Below are 13,567 nucleotides of genomic sequence, written 5' to 3' on the forward strand. Positions count from 1 at the left end.
TCGGGTGCCCTGCGCCGTCGGGCCGGGCCGTCAGGCGTGCTGCTCGGCCGGGGTCTTCTCGCCCGTGGTGTGCCCCGCCGCCCTGAGCGTCAGCCGCTCCCGGGGGGTGCGCAGCAGGACCGCCGCGACCAGGGCGGCCAGCAGCGTGAGGCTCCCAGCCGTGATCAGACACAGGCGCAGCCCGTCGAGGAAGGAGTCGCCGAGTGCTCCGAGGGCCTGCCCGGTCCGGGGACCCAGGTCCAGCTGGGCGACCGCGCCGAGGCCGTCCGTCCGCGCGGTCGTCACGATGCGGTCCCGCGTCGCGCCGGTGATGCCCGCGTCGGCGAGGTGACCGGGCAGCGCGTCGACCGCCCGGGTGCTGAGCAGCGCGCCCAGGACGGCCGGGCCCAGGGCGCCGCCGACCTGCCGGAACGCGTTGTTGCCCGCGGCGGCCATGCCGGCCAGCTGGTACGGCACGGAGGCCACCGCCGTCGCCGTCATCGGCGTCATCACGAAACCCATGCCCAGGCCGAGCAGGGCGAGCCGCCAGGCCACCGAGGCGAAGGACGTGTCGGCGGTCAGGCCGATCAGCGCGAACTGCGAGAAGGCGACCAGCAGCAGCCCGCCGGTGATCATCACGCGTGCCGAGACCCGGTGCATCAACCGGCCGGCGGGGCCGCCGACCAGCAGGGCCGCCCCGGTGACCACCAGCAGCCGCCACCCGGCGTCCAGGGTGCCCAGGCGCTGCACCATGCCGAAGTAGAGGCTGAGGACGAAGAAGAACCCGATCATCGCCAGGAAGCTGATCATCGCGACCAGCGTGGTGGCGGTGAAGGCCGGGCTGCGGAAGAGGCTCAGGTCCAGCATCGGGCTGTCGCTGCGCCGCTCCGCCAGCAGGAAGGCGACACCGGCGGCCACGGCCGTGAACAGCGCCACCAGCACCTTGACGTCGGTGAACGAGTCCGCGCCGCCCTCGATCACGCCGTACACCAGCGCGGTGATCGCGAGCGTGGCGGTGAGCTGGCCCGGCCAGTCCAGACGGCGGCCGTGCGGAGCCCGGGAGTCGGACAGCCGCCGGGCCGCGACGGCGACGGAGAGGAGCGCCACGGGAACGGTCGGCAGGTAGATCCAGCGCCAGGAGAAGTGCTCGACGACCACACCGGCGATCACCGGGCCGACCGCCAGGGCCGCCATCAGGCAGGTGGCCCATATACCGATGTACTTGCCGCGCTCCCGGTGGTCCGGCACCGCGTGGCTGATCAGCGCCAGGGTGGTGGGCAGCAGCGCGGCCGCGCCGATCCCGGCCAGCGCCTGCCCGGCCCAGACCACCTCGATGGAGTGCGCGCACAGGGCGGTGACGGCGCCGGCCGCCGAGAAGAGCAGCCCGGCCTGGAACACCTTCTTCCGTCCGTGCACGTCCCCGAAGACACCGGCGGTCAGGATGAAGGCGGCCATGGGCAGCACGAACGCGTCCTGCACCCAGGACAGTTGCGAGGTCGAGGCGTTCAGCGCCGCCTGCAGGGCGGGCAGGCTCACGGAGACGGTGGTGACAGGAAGGTAGGCGACGAAGACGCCCAGGCAGGCCATGACGATCGTGGCCGCCCGCCGCTCGACCGGCGCGCTCGCCGGTGTCGTGACGTTCACGGAGATTCTCCTTCGCGGCGCGCACCGCGCCGCGGTCGAGGCCACCCGCGTACCCGGCGGCCTGGTGTCGTACGGAGTTCCGACGGGAAGTCCGCCGCCACAGCATCCGGTCCGCACACCCGGAACCGCCAACGAACAGCCACCTCACCTACAGAAGCCTCCATAAGGGTGCCCACTCTGTGGCACACTTCCGCCATGCTCGACCACGTGGACAGGAAGATCCTCCGCGCCCTGCAGTGCGCTCCCCGGCTGCCCTTCCGCAGGATCGGCGAGGTGGCGGGCGTCTCCGAGCAGACCGCGGCCCGCCGCTACCAGGCGCTGCGCCGCGACGGCGTCCTGCGGGTGCTGGGACTCGTCAACTCGCGGGTGTACGGCTCCGCGCAGTGGATCGCCCGCATCCGCTGCCGCCCCGACCGGGTCGGCCCGCTCGCCGACGCCCTCGCCCGGCGCCCCGAGATCGCCTACGCCCATCTCGCCTCGGGCGGTTCGGAGATCTTCTGCGTGATCCGCGCGCCGCTCGACACCGAGCGCGACGACCTCCTGTTCCGGCAACTGCCGAGGTCGGCCTCGGTCCTGGACGTCAGCATCGACCTGCTGCTGCACGAGTACGGCGCTCCCGGCACCGCCGATTGGACCGGCTACGGCGACAGCCTCGACGCCGAGCAGGTGCGGATCCTCACGGCCGACCGGCCGCCGCTCGCCCCCGGACCCCCGCCGCAGCCCCTGGACGAGGACGCCCCGCTCTTCGACGCCCTCGCCCAGGACGGCCGCACCACCCATACCCGGCTCGCCGAACTCACCGGCTGGTCGCCGGCCCGGGTGGCCCGCCGGCTGGAGTCCCTGGAGAGCTCCGGCACCCTCGAATACGAGGTCGAACTGCTCCCCGAACGCCTGGGTCACCCTCTCAACGCCACCCTCTGGCTGCGCGTGGCACCCGCCCAACTGGAACGGGTCGGCGAGGAGTTCGCCGGCCACGAGGAAGTCCCGTTCGCCGGGGCGGTCAGCGGCGAGCACAATCTGATGGTCAGCGTCGTCACCCGCGATCCCGACGACCTCTACCGCTATCTGACCACCCGCGTCGCCGCGACCCCGGGCATCGACGGCTACAGCGTCAGCATGCGGGTCCGGCCCCTCAAGAAGGCCGTGTCCCTCATCTCCCGGGGACGGCTGGTGCCGCTGACGTCCGCCTAGGCGGGTTCCCCGGCGGCCACGACGGACACGGGCAGCCGTCGTACCCCGTGCATCAGCAGGCCCGGGGCCCACTCCAGGTCGGCCTCGGCGACGGCCGGGTCCAGGCCCTCCAACGGACCGACCGACACCCGACCAGTTCCCCCACCTCCTCGACATCGCCCTGCGCACGGTGGTCGAGCGCAACGGGGTGTCCGTCCTCCTGGTTCGAGCCCGGGGCGGGGGCGGTCCGGCAGCGGGGCGGACCGCCCCTGACGTGGTCCGGAAGGTTGAGATTCCTTGCTTGAGCACGCTATTCTGCTCCGATGGCACCCGAGGAGCCGCTGACCGCCCAGGAAGAACGCCTCTGGCGCGCCATGATGCGCGTCATCGTCGCGCTGCCGCGCTCGCTGGACGACGATCTGCTGCGGTCCACGGGGCTCACGCTCACCGAGTACGTCGTCCTGATGAACCTCTCCGAGGCCGAGAACCAGGAACTCCGTATGGCGGACCTCGCCTCGGCCGCCGCGCTGTCGGCGAGCCGCATCACCCGTGTCGTGGACGCGTTGCAGAGCCGCGGACAGGTCGTCAAGAGGCGCTACGAGGGTGACGCCCGCGGCAATGTCGCGACTCTCACCCCGGAGGGGCTGAAGCGGCTGCAGGACGCCTACCCTGTCCATCTGGCGAGCGCCCGCAAGCGGGTCATCGACCTGCTCGACGGACGGTCGGTGCCGGCCATGGTGCGGCAGTTCGAAGCCGTGGTCTCGAAGCTCGACTGAGCTTCGCGGTCGGGCTCGTGGCGGTGGTGGTCGGATTCGGTGCCTGGTGGACGTACTTCGACTTCGCCGGCCACCGCCCGCCCCGCCTCACCCGCACGGCGACCCTCCGGCGGACGCTCACCCACCTGCCGCTCACCGCTGCGGTGACCGCCTCGGGTGCGCCCTGCACCGCCCGCCACTCGACACGGCACCGGGCCGGGGCTGCACGTTCCGGCTGGTCCTGCCGGCGGCCTGAGTCCCGGCACGCGTCCGGCTCCGGGGACCGCCGGCCGTCCCGGACGGGGCGCCGGCCTCGAACCGGGGTCAGTGCCTGCGGCGGGCCTCCATCAGCAGCGGCAGCAGGGACACCACGATGATCACGGCGACCAGCGGCAGCAGGTAGTTGTCGATGTGGGAGACGGACGACCCGAGGGCGTACCCGGCGAGGACGAAGCTCTGCGACCAGAGCAGGCCGCCGACCGTCTGCCAGACGGTGAACGCCCGTAGCGGCACCCCCAGCGCCCCGGCCGCCGGATGCAGCACCGACCGCACCATCGGCACGAAGCGGCCGATCACCAGCGCCTTGCCGTACCCGTACCGGGCGAGGAGCTGCTCCGCCCGGACCACCCCCGCCCGCACCCGCGGTCTGGAGCTCCGGGACAGCAGCGGCCGCCCGCCGTGCCGCCCGATGAGATAGCCGGCCTGCGCGCCAGCCACCGCGCCGACGGCCGCGCAGACCAGTACCTGCCACAGCTCCAGCCGGGGCGGCCGGTCCGCGGTCGCCGCGCACAGCACCCCGGCCGGGAAGAGCAGCGTGTCACCCGGCAGGAAGAAGCCGACGACCAGCAGCGCGGACTCGGCGAAGATCACCGCCAGGACGCCCAGTGCGCCGAAGGCAGCGAGCAGCGAGGCGCTGTCCGTCGGATTGACGGCGATCACCGCTCTCGCCTCCCGGCCCTGCTCGTCGGTCGCCTTTCCCAAGTGTCACGTGGCGGCGGCCGGGGCGCGCTCCGGCGGGTGCGTGGTTCAGGCCGCGGAGTACCCGAGCTGGCGCCGCATGTAGGGCGTCATGAGGTTCTTCGCCTTGGCCACGGCGGTGGTGCGGGTGCCGAGCACCGCGGTCTCACCGAGTGGCACGGGCAGTACGGTCACGCCGTCGGCCGGGCCGAAGGGCACGATGAGCGGGGTGCGGTGCACGGCCCGGTAGGAGCGCGACTTCTTGCTGTGCCGCCCCGGACTGCGCAGGTAGGACAGGATGTTGTGGGCGGCGACCTCCGCCTGGGCGAGCGCGGCGGGGGTGACCTTGAGCTCGGCGACGTCGTTCACGTCGCCGACCGCGAACACGTCCGGCCTGCCCTCGACCCGGAGCGTCCGGTCGACCTTGACGTGCCCCGATCCGTTCAGCCAGTCGCCGTGCCCGGCCAGGCGCAGCCAGAGGGTGTTGGGGGTGGTGCCCGTCGCCCAGAAGGAGAGGTCGGCCGCCAGGACGCCGCCGTGGGCGTCGCGGTAGGTGGCGAAGTCGTGGCCGGGGGACATGAAGGAGTCCAGGCGTACCGCCACGCCGTGGGACTCCAGCCAGGTCCGGGCCTTGCGGCCGGCGCGGGCGCTGCCCGTGGAGTGCAGCAGTTCCTGCCCGGAGTGCGCGAGGGTGACCCGGGCGTCCGGCCGGGCCAGCCGGATCTCGGCGCTGAGCTCGACACCGGAGGGGCCGCCGCCGACGACGAGGATGTGCTCGGCGGTGGCGATGTTGTGCTGATGCTCGGCGAAGGCCTTGGCGGCCTCGTCGGGGCTGGAGCCGACGAAACGGGCCGGCTCGGGGTAGTCGGCGCCGGTGGCGACGACCAGGACGTCGTACGGCAGCCGGTCGCCCGTCGCGAGGACCACCTGGCGTTCGGCGGTTTCGACGCGGACCGCCTTGCCCACGACTACACTCCCGTGCGTCAGCAGCCGGTCGTACGGGATGAACGGGGCCCCCGTCCACTCCGGACGCACGCCCGCCCGCAGGGAGGCGATGCGGTGGAAGAAGACCTCCTTGCGGTCGACGAGCGTGACATGCGCCGCCGCGTCCAGCTTCTTCGCCAGCCGTATGCCCGCATAGCCGCCGCCGATCACCACTACGTTGCCGTCCCGCACAGCGATTCTCCTGAGCCAGGGTGGGGGGAACGGCCGTGAGCCTAACATTTGAAACATCAAGCATGCGGCGGGTTCTGTGAGAGTGCTGTAAAGAGCACCCGGCGCGTGATCAGGGCGGTGCTGGACGAAGGCTGGGTCTGTCCGAGTCCGGCCGTCTTCCGAGCTCGTCGGCGGCTAGGGTGAGGCCGTGGCCGGTGACTGGAGGACGGACCGGATCGGGGCCGCTCTGCGCGGCGAGAACCCGACCGTGCTGCGGCGGCTCGAAGCGGGGTTCGCGGTGATCGGCGATGTCCAGTTCCTGCCGGGATACTCGGTCCTCCTCGTGGACGAACCCGGTGTCCAACGGCTCTCCGACCTGCCCAGGACCAAACGGCTTTCGTTCCTGGCCGACATGGACCGGCTCGGGGAAGCGGTCGAGCGCGCCTGCCGACGCCTGGACCCGGATTTCCGCCGGGTCAACCTGGAGATCCTGGGGAACACGGACCCGTTCCTGCATGCCCACGTCTGGCCACGGTTCGAGTGGGAGCCGGCCGAGTTGGTGGGCAGGCCCGTGTGGCTGTACCCCGGTGACCGGTGGACCGACGGACGGTTCAGGCTGAGCCCGCGCCATGACGTGGTCCGCGACGAGATCCGGAGCGAACTGGACCGGACGTGACGTCGGTTGGTACCGGCGTCAGAGCGCTCCGCTCCCGGCGGGCGGCAGCCGCCAGCAGCAGCGTCACGGCCAGTGACGCGCCTGCCATGAGCGTCATCGCGTGGGCGGGCGAGGTGAGTTGGGCCACCGAACCTGCCAGCGCGGCGCCCACGCCCTGCATGGTGAGCATGCCGGCCGAGTGCAACCCGAGGGCGTGACCGCTGAGTTCGTCCGGGGTCAGCTTCATGAGCCGCTCCTGCTGGACCAGGCTCGCGCCGAACCCGACGGAGGCGACCGCGGCACAGCCCGCGGCGACCGACAGCGGCGGGTGCAGGACGAACACCAGGTAGGGAGCGGCCAGCAGCAGGAGCAACGGGGTGGCCATCCGGCTGCGCACGGCGGGTGGCAGCAGCCGGCCGACGGTCACGTCACCGGCCAGCATGCCGAGGGCCGCGCAGGCGAAGAGGGCACCGGCCGAGTCCGGGGCGTACGACACGTACAGCGACTCGCAGCCGACGACCAGCCCGTTGGGCAGCCACAGCCCCAGGTAGGTGAGGCGGCGCGGCCGGGAGGACCACAGCACGGCGTTGGTGCGCCAGGTCGCCGCGACCGAGGGGCGGCCGGCGGAGCGGGGCGGGCGGGCGGTCAGACCGAGCCGCAACACGACGGCGGAGGTCAGATACAGGGCCGCGGCGAGCAGCAGGCAGGCGCGCGGGGAGACGGTGGCGAGCAGGGCGCCGCCGGTGGCGTAACCCGCGATCTGCACCAGCCCGCTCATCATGTTGAACAGCGAACGCCCGGGCAGATAGCCGTCCTTGGCGAGGATCTCGGTCAGCAGCCCCCAACGGACCCCGCCGCCGAGCGAGGCGACGAGCCCCAGCAGCAGCACGACGGTGAGCAGTGCGCCGGCCGGGAGCCCGGGCAGCGCCAGGCCGGCGGTGGTGACGGCGAAGGCGAGGGAGATCGCCGCGAGGGTGGTGCGCGGGGGCAGTCGGTCGGCGCCGGAGAGCAGGAAGGTCGCGCCCAGAACCTGCGCCAGCGAGGGGCCGAACATGCTCAGCGCCGACAGCAGCGGGGAGCCGGTGGCGCGGTACACGAACGTGCCCAGGGCGAGCCCGCCGACGGTACCGGCGGCGTTCTGGGCGGCGGAACCGAGGAAGAGCGGGGTGAACTCGGGGGTGCGGAAGAGGGATCGGTAGCTGGTGGCCATGGTGGGGAGTCTGGGGAAGGGCCGGCGCGGTCGTTATTGTTTCGCGTACGGGCGAAAGGTTCCGGCAGCTCTGGCAACTCCGACAACCGACAGGGGGACCCCGTTGGGATGGTGGCAGGTCAACGCGGACACTCTCGCCCGTAGCCGTTTCCTGATCTCCCCTCTCGCCGAGACCTTCGCCGGCCTCAAGCTGCTGCACTCCGGCACTGCCGCCCACCCCGGCGAGCGGCGCTGGCTCGGCGACCATCTGCCCGCCTACCGGGCGCGGCTCGCCGCCGACCCCGTCACCGCCCAGCTCGTCCGCGCCGGTCTCGGCCGCCACTGGATCGCCGACTTCCTCACCCCCACTCCCCGGGACGACGAGAGCGCCGAGGCGGGCATCGCCCGGGTGCGCGCCGCCCGCCCCGACGCGGCCCGCGCCAACCTCCGTACGGCCCTCGCCGGTTCCCTGCCCGCCACCCTGGACCGCGACGACCTGCCGGACCGTGCGGCGGACCTGCTGACGTACGTGTGGGAGGCGACCGTACGGCCGTACTGGGAGCGCCGGCGGCGGATCCTGGAGGCGGATGTGGTGGCCCGGACCGCGCGGGTGAGCCGGGGCGGCTGGGCCGAGGTGCTGGACTCGCTGCGGCCGGGCCGGACCCGCTGGCTCGGCGCCAACCGGCTCCAGGTCAACCTCCACGAGTACCCGCCCCGCGAGATCTCCGGCGCCGCCCTCCTCCTCGTCCCGGTCACAGCGCGGTGCGGCTGGGTCTCCTGGGAGGAGCCGGACCGGTACGCACTGGTCTACTCCTGCGCCGGTGCGCTCGCCGACCCCTCGGCGCGGGCCGTTCCGGCCGCCCTGGAAGCGTTGCTGGGCGCCGCCCGCGCCGGGGTGCTGGTGCTGCTGGACGCCCCGCTGAGCACGACCCAGCTGACGGCGGTGACCGGGCAGGCACTGGGCTCGGTCGGCCGCCATCTGAAGGTCCTGCTCGACGCCGGGCTGGTGGAACGGCGCCGGGCCGGACGCTCGGTGTTGTACTCCCGGACGGCGGCGGGGGACGTGGTCGTCGCGGCCGGGAAGGGCTCCGGCACCGCGTCCGCCGTCTGACGACCGTGGCCCCCGCACATTCCCGTCTCCCGGTGCGCGATGGTAGGACGGTGGCTGCGGCCGGCGTCGCGGACAGCAGCCCGCGCCGACCGAACCAGGGGACAGGGGAGGGGAGTTGGGCATGGCGGCAGAGAACATCGACGACGTCGTGGACGGGCTTGCCGGGATCGTGCGGGAGGCCGTCGACGCCGGTGACCGGATCGGATACTTCGCGGCGCTGTACCGGCAGGTGACGGTCGAGATCCGCTCGGCCATCCACGCCGGACAGTTCGACGACGGCGCCCGGATGGACCGCTTCGACACACTGTTCGGCAACCGTTACTTCGACGCGTACGACGCCTGGCGCCGTGACCGGAGCGGGCCGCGTTGCTGGCGCGAGACGTTCGGGCTGCTGGACGACGCCGACACCGTCATCGTCCAGCACCTGATACTCGGCGTGAACGCGCACATCAACCTCGACCTGGCCGTCGCCGCCGCGTGCACCGGCCCGGCGGAGGACATCCAGGCGCTGCGGCACGACTTCCTGCTGATCAACGACATCCTCGCGGGGATGGTGCTGGCGGTGCAGGACTCGCTCGACGCCGTGTCACCGCTCCTGTCGCTGCTGGACCGGGTCGGAGGCCGCACCGACGAGCGGATCCTCGACTTCAGTGTCCGGCAGTCCCGCGAGGAGGCGTGGCACAACGCCGTCCTGCTGGCCGGCCAGAACGAGCAGGAGCGCGCGGCCACCATCGAACGGCTCGACGTCCGGGCCACCGCGCTCGCCCGTCTGATAGCGCGACCGGGTGGCCTAGTCCGGCCGGCCCTGGAACTCATCCGGGGCACCGAGAGCCATGACGTGCCGGTCGTCATCACCCGTCTGGACAACGCCGTGGAACGGCCCTCCGCCCGGCAGGCGACGGGATGAGGGCCGATGTGACCTTGGGGCTGCCGGCCGCCTGGACGGTGCACGACCTGGAGGAGGTGGCCACGGTGCCGGGCTGGGCACGCGAGCGGGTCCCCGTGCTCAGGCAGCGCTTTCCGCGAGTGCCGGAACGGATGTGGCAGCTGATGGAATCCACCGACGGAGGGGAGTTCGCGGTGGCCGTCGCCGGGATGGCCGTGGTGACCGCCGCCGCCGCTGCCGCCGACGGGTACCGCACGGGTGGCCGATCCCCGTTCTACCAGGCCGCCCTCAACGGATTCGGGCTGCACGGGCTGGTGCAGCTGGCCCGGGCCGCCACCATGCGCGGTTACACACCCGGCGCGGTCACCTCACCTCTGCTGGTCATCCCCTTCACCCTGTGGGCGCGCGGCCGGCTCCGGGGAGCCGGCGTCCTGCGGCCCACACGGCCACGCGAAGCGGTACAGGGGCCTGCGCTGGCCGCGGTGGCGACGGTCGGCTCGCACCTGGCGGCGCGACAACCCGTGCGCCGGGTGCGGACGGCGCCCCGCACCTGAGCCCACGGCCGCTCCCTGCCCCGGCCGTGTCACACCGGTGCGCGGTCGGCGGCCCGCTCCAGGCGGATGATCACGCTCTTCGAGGTGGGGGTGTTGCTGATGTCGGCGACGCTGTCGAGCGGCACCAGGACGTTGGTCTCCGGGTAGTAGGCGGCCGCCGAACCCCGGGGCGTCGGGTAGGCGACGACGCGGAAGGCGTCGGCACGGCGCTCCGAGCCGTCGGTCCAGACGCTGACGAGGTCGACGAGGCCGCCGTCGTCGAGGCCGAGTTCGGCGAGGTCGGTGCCGTTGACCAGGACGACGCGCCGGCCGCCCTTGATGCCCCGGTAGCGGTCGTCCATCGCGTACGGGATGGTGTTCCACTGGTCGTGCGAGCGCAGCGTCTGCAGGACCAGGTGGCCCGGCGGTGCCTGGAGCATGGTGAAGTCGTTGACGGTGAAGACGGCCTTCCCGGCGGGCGTGCGGAACACCCTCTCGTTGACCGGGTTCGGAAGACGGAAGCCGCCGGGGCGCCGTACCCGCTCGTTGAAGTCCGCGAAGCCCTCGACCACCCGGGAGATGCGGTCGCGGACCAGGTCGTAGTCGGCCTCGAAGTCCGCCCAGGGGATGTCCGGTCCGGAGCCCAGGACCTTGCGGGCGAGGCGGCTGATGATGGACACCTCGCTGAGCAGGTGCGCGGAGGCCGGGGCGAGCCGGCCGCGGGTCGCGTGGACCTCGCTCATCGAGTCCTCGACGGTCATGAACTGCTCGCCGCCCGCCTGGATGTCACGGTCGCTGCGCCCGAGCGTGGGCAGGATCAGGGCGGTGCGTCCGCACACCGCGTGGGAGCGGTTGAGCTTCGTCGATATGTGCGCGGTCAGCCGGCAGTTGCGCAGGGCCCGCTCGGTGGCGTCGCTGTCGGGCGACGCCCGGACGAAGTTGCCCGCGACGCCGACGAACAGCTTGGCCCGCCCGTCGCGCATGGCCCGGATGGAGTCGACGGAGTCCAGACCGTGCTTGGCCGGAGGGGTGAAGCGGAACTCCCGTCCCAGCCGGTCGAGGAACGGCTGGGGCACCCGCTCCCAGATGCCCATGGTGCGGTCGCCCTGCACGTTGCTGTGCCCCCGGACCGGGCACACGCCCGCGCCCGGACGGCCGATGTTGCCGCGTAGCAGAAGGAAGTTGACCACCTCGCGGATGGTGGGCACCCCGTGCTTGTGCTGGGTCAGGCCCATCGCCCAGCAGACGATGACACTGCGGCTGGCCAGCACCCGCTCGTGCACCCGCTCGATCTCGTCCCGGCTCAGGCCGGTGGCCTCCAGGACGGCGTCCCAGGACGTCTCGCGGATGTGCTCGGCGAAGGCGTCGTAGCCCGTGCTGTGCGCCTCGATGAAGTCGCGGTCCAGGACGGTGCCGGGTTCCTTGTCCTCCGCCTCCAGCAGCAGGAGGTTCAGCGCCTGGAAGAGGGCCAGGTCGCCCCCGGGCCGTATCTGCAGGAACTGGTCGGCGATCTCCGTGCCGCGGCCGATGATCCCGCGTGCCTTCTGCGGGTGCTTGAAGCGGAGCAGGCCCGCCTCGGGCAGCGGGTTGACGGCGACGACATGACCCCCGCGGCGCTTGGTCTCCTCCAGCGCGGACAGCATGCGCGGGTGGTTGGTGCCCGGGTTCTGGCCCACCACGAAGACGAGGTCGCAGTCGTAGAGGTCGTCGAGACTGACGCTGCCCTTGCCGATGCCCAGGGTCTCGTTCAGCGCGGAGCCGCTGGACTCGTGGCACATGTTGGAGCAGTCCGGGAGGTTGTTGGTACCGAAGGCCCGCGCGAACAGCTGGAGCAGGAAGGCCGGTTCGTTGGCCAGCCGGCCGGAGGTGTAGAAGAGCGCCTCGTCCGGGTGGTCCAGGGCGCGCAGCTCGCCGGCGAGGAGGTCCAGGGCCTCGTCCCAGCCGACCGGCTCGTAGTGGGTGGCGCCCTCGCGCAGCACCATCGGTTCGGTCAGCCGGCCCTGCTGGTTGAGCCAGTAGTCCGACTTCCGGCTCAGCTCGTCCACCGAGTACTGCCGGAAGAAGTCCGCGGTCACCCGGCGGGAGGTGGCCTCGTCGGTGATGTGCTTCGCGCCGTTCTCGCAGTACTCGTTGAGGTGCCGCTTACCGGGCGCGGGCTCCGGCCAGGCACAGCCCGGGCAGTCGAAGCCCTTCGCCTGGTTGATGTTGAGCAGGGTCAGCGCGGTGCGCTTCGGCGACGTCTGCCCGAACGCGTACTGCAGCGCGTGCACGACCCCGGGAACACCGGTCGCCCAGGTCTTGGGAGCCGTCACCGACAGCTCGGACTCGTCCGGTTCGCCGACATCCCGCATCGCACACCACGCCCTCTTCGTCCCGGGACGAAGACGTTCGCGGCACACCCCCGCCCACTGTTCGCGCTCACTTTCCGGCAGCGCTTCGGGGCGGGTCAAAGCGGAAGTTCCGATCAGCTGACAGGCGCCGCCGATCACGGCAGCTCGGCCGGAGGGCCGCACCGGGCCGTGTGACCGGCGCCACGCGGCCCGGTGCGGGGGATCATGGACGCGTGCTGCTGCGCCAACTCGAATACCTCGTCGCGCTCGCCCGCGCCCGCCACTTCGCCAAGGCGGCCCAGGCCTGCCACGTCTCCCAGCCCACCCTGTCCGAGGGCATCCGGAAGCTGGAGGACGAACTCGGCATCCCCCTCGTCCAGCGGGGCCGCCGATTCGACGGCCTCACACCGGAGGGCGAGCGGGTCGTCCTGTGGGCACAGCGCATCCTCGCCGACCGCGACGCGATGCAGGGCGAGATCCAGGCACTGCGAGCCGGACTGAGCGGCCGGCTGCGCATCGGCACCGTCCCGACCGCGTCCACGGCGGTCGCGCTGCTGACCCAGCCGTTCTGCGCCGCCAACCCGCTGGCGACCGTCCAGGTCTTCGCCGACCTGCAGGCCGAGGACATCGTGAACCGGCTGCGGGCTTACGAACTCGACGCCGCCGTCACCTACCAAAGCTCCATCGCCGCGCACGACTTCACCTTCGTACCGCTGTACCAGGAACGCTACGTCCTGCTGACCCAGCGCACCGCCCCCGACTCCGGCCCTGCCGAGATCTCCTGGGAGGAGGCCGCCCAGTACCCCTTGTGTCTTCTGCACCCCGTGATGCAGGGGCGTCAGGTGCTCGACGCCGTGTTCGAGACCGTGGGCGTGACCGTGACACCGCGGGTCGAGACCGACTCCATCGCCTCCCTGTTCGCCCAGGTCAGGGCCGGTCAGTGGGCGAGCATCGTGCCGCACGCCTGGCTGCATGTCTTCGGCGTGCCCGCGGGCATGCACACCGTGCCACTGGTCCGCCCGGTCCGCACGGAACGCATCGTCCTGGTCCTCCCGGCCCGTCGGCCCGTCTCCGTGATCGGGCAGGCGCTGATCGACGTCGTCGGGCTGGCCGCGGTCGCCGCCACACTGGAACGGCTGCCCGTCTAGCGACGCCTCCCCGGCCGAGCCGGGCGGGGAGGCGGGAGGCAGGATGGGGCCGTGC

The 13,567-nt window shown here is 72.4% G+C and carries 13 protein-coding genes; 7 read left to right on the plus strand and 6 right to left on the minus strand.

The features are described 5' to 3' along the window. Positions 1-30: 30 nt before the first annotated feature. A complete protein-coding gene (locus tag ACIRR9_RS46305; protein ID WP_403765139.1) occupies positions 31-1,623 on the minus strand; it encodes an MFS transporter in 1,593 nt (530 codons plus the stop codon). Between the two features lie 195 nt (positions 1,624-1,818). On the opposite strand from ACIRR9_RS46305, the gene ACIRR9_RS46310 reads away from it, so the two are divergent. After that, positions 1,819-2,814: an Lrp/AsnC family transcriptional regulator gene (locus ACIRR9_RS46310; RefSeq protein WP_403765141.1), complete on the plus strand. Its 996-nt coding sequence runs from the start codon at positions 1,819-1,821 to the stop codon at positions 2,812-2,814. Here the strand turns inward: ACIRR9_RS46310 and ACIRR9_RS46315 are convergent. Further along, positions 2,811-2,942, minus strand: coding sequence for a hypothetical protein (locus tag ACIRR9_RS46315; RefSeq protein ID WP_403765143.1), 132 nt, complete (start codon positions 2,940-2,942; stop codon positions 2,811-2,813). The genes ACIRR9_RS46310 and ACIRR9_RS46315 overlap by 4 nt on opposite strands. 174 nt (positions 2,943-3,116) lie before the next feature. Here ACIRR9_RS46315 and ACIRR9_RS46320 point away from each other — a divergent pair, with 174 nt between their 5' ends. Next, positions 3,117-3,569, plus strand: coding sequence for a MarR family winged helix-turn-helix transcriptional regulator (locus tag ACIRR9_RS46320; RefSeq protein WP_403765145.1), 453 nt, complete (start codon positions 3,117-3,119; stop codon positions 3,567-3,569). Positions 3,570-3,872: 303 nt separating this feature from the next. Here ACIRR9_RS46320 and ACIRR9_RS46325 read toward each other — a convergent pair whose 3' ends face one another. Further along, positions 3,873-4,487: a DedA family protein gene (locus ACIRR9_RS46325; protein WP_403765202.1), complete on the minus strand. Its 615-nt coding sequence runs from the start codon at positions 4,485-4,487 to the stop codon at positions 3,873-3,875. 87 nt (positions 4,488-4,574) lie between these two features. Further along, on the minus strand, positions 4,575-5,681 hold the full coding sequence (locus tag ACIRR9_RS46330; RefSeq protein ID WP_403765147.1) for an NAD(P)/FAD-dependent oxidoreductase: 1,107 nt from the start codon (positions 5,679-5,681) through the stop codon (positions 4,575-4,577). Between the two features lie 187 nt (positions 5,682-5,868). Between ACIRR9_RS46330 and ACIRR9_RS46335 the strand changes: the two genes are divergently transcribed. Next, positions 5,869-6,336: an HIT family protein gene (locus tag ACIRR9_RS46335; protein ID WP_385674169.1), complete on the plus strand. Its 468-nt coding sequence runs from the start codon at positions 5,869-5,871 to the stop codon at positions 6,334-6,336. On the opposite strand, the gene ACIRR9_RS46340 is transcribed toward ACIRR9_RS46335, so the two are convergent. Beyond that, positions 6,272-7,525: an MFS transporter gene (locus ACIRR9_RS46340; RefSeq protein WP_403765149.1), complete on the minus strand. Its 1,254-nt coding sequence runs from the start codon at positions 7,523-7,525 to the stop codon at positions 6,272-6,274. The two genes, ACIRR9_RS46335 and ACIRR9_RS46340, sit on opposite strands and share 65 nt — an antisense overlap. A gap of 103 nt (positions 7,526-7,628) precedes the next feature. On the opposite strand from ACIRR9_RS46340, the gene ACIRR9_RS46345 reads away from it, so the two are divergent. The 3 genes from ACIRR9_RS46345 (at position 7,629) to ACIRR9_RS46355 (ending at position 10,055) form a co-directional block, all read left to right on the plus strand. Continuing rightward, positions 7,629-8,615 (plus strand): ArsR/SmtB family transcription factor, encoded by a 987-nt coding sequence (locus ACIRR9_RS46345; protein WP_403765151.1) that lies wholly within the window; start codon positions 7,629-7,631, stop codon positions 8,613-8,615. 121 nt (positions 8,616-8,736) lie between these two features. Beyond that, a complete protein-coding gene (locus tag ACIRR9_RS46350) occupies positions 8,737-9,522 on the plus strand; it encodes a DUF5995 family protein (protein ID WP_403765153.1) in 786 nt (261 codons plus the stop codon). Then, a complete protein-coding gene (locus ACIRR9_RS46355; RefSeq protein WP_403765155.1) occupies positions 9,519-10,055 on the plus strand; it encodes an HXXEE domain-containing protein in 537 nt (178 codons plus the stop codon). Before ACIRR9_RS46350 ends, ACIRR9_RS46355 begins: the two co-directional genes overlap by 4 nt. A 29-nt stretch (positions 10,056-10,084) precedes the next feature. Here the strand turns inward: ACIRR9_RS46355 and ACIRR9_RS46360 are convergent, their stop codons facing one another. Next, on the minus strand, positions 10,085-12,385 hold the full coding sequence (locus tag ACIRR9_RS46360) for an FdhF/YdeP family oxidoreductase (RefSeq protein ID WP_403765157.1): 2,301 nt from the start codon (positions 12,383-12,385) through the stop codon (positions 10,085-10,087). A gap of 212 nt (positions 12,386-12,597) precedes the next feature. Between ACIRR9_RS46360 and ACIRR9_RS46365 the strand changes: the two genes are divergently transcribed. After that, entirely contained in the window at positions 12,598-13,512 is a 915-nt protein-coding gene (locus ACIRR9_RS46365; protein WP_403765159.1) for a LysR family transcriptional regulator, read from the plus strand. Positions 13,513-13,567: the final 55 nt, after the last annotated feature.

This window comes from Streptomyces sp. NPDC101234 (genome assembly GCF_044767525.1).
GTDB classification, from domain to species: Bacteria; Actinomycetota; Actinomycetes; order Streptomycetales; family Streptomycetaceae; genus Streptomyces; species Streptomyces sasae.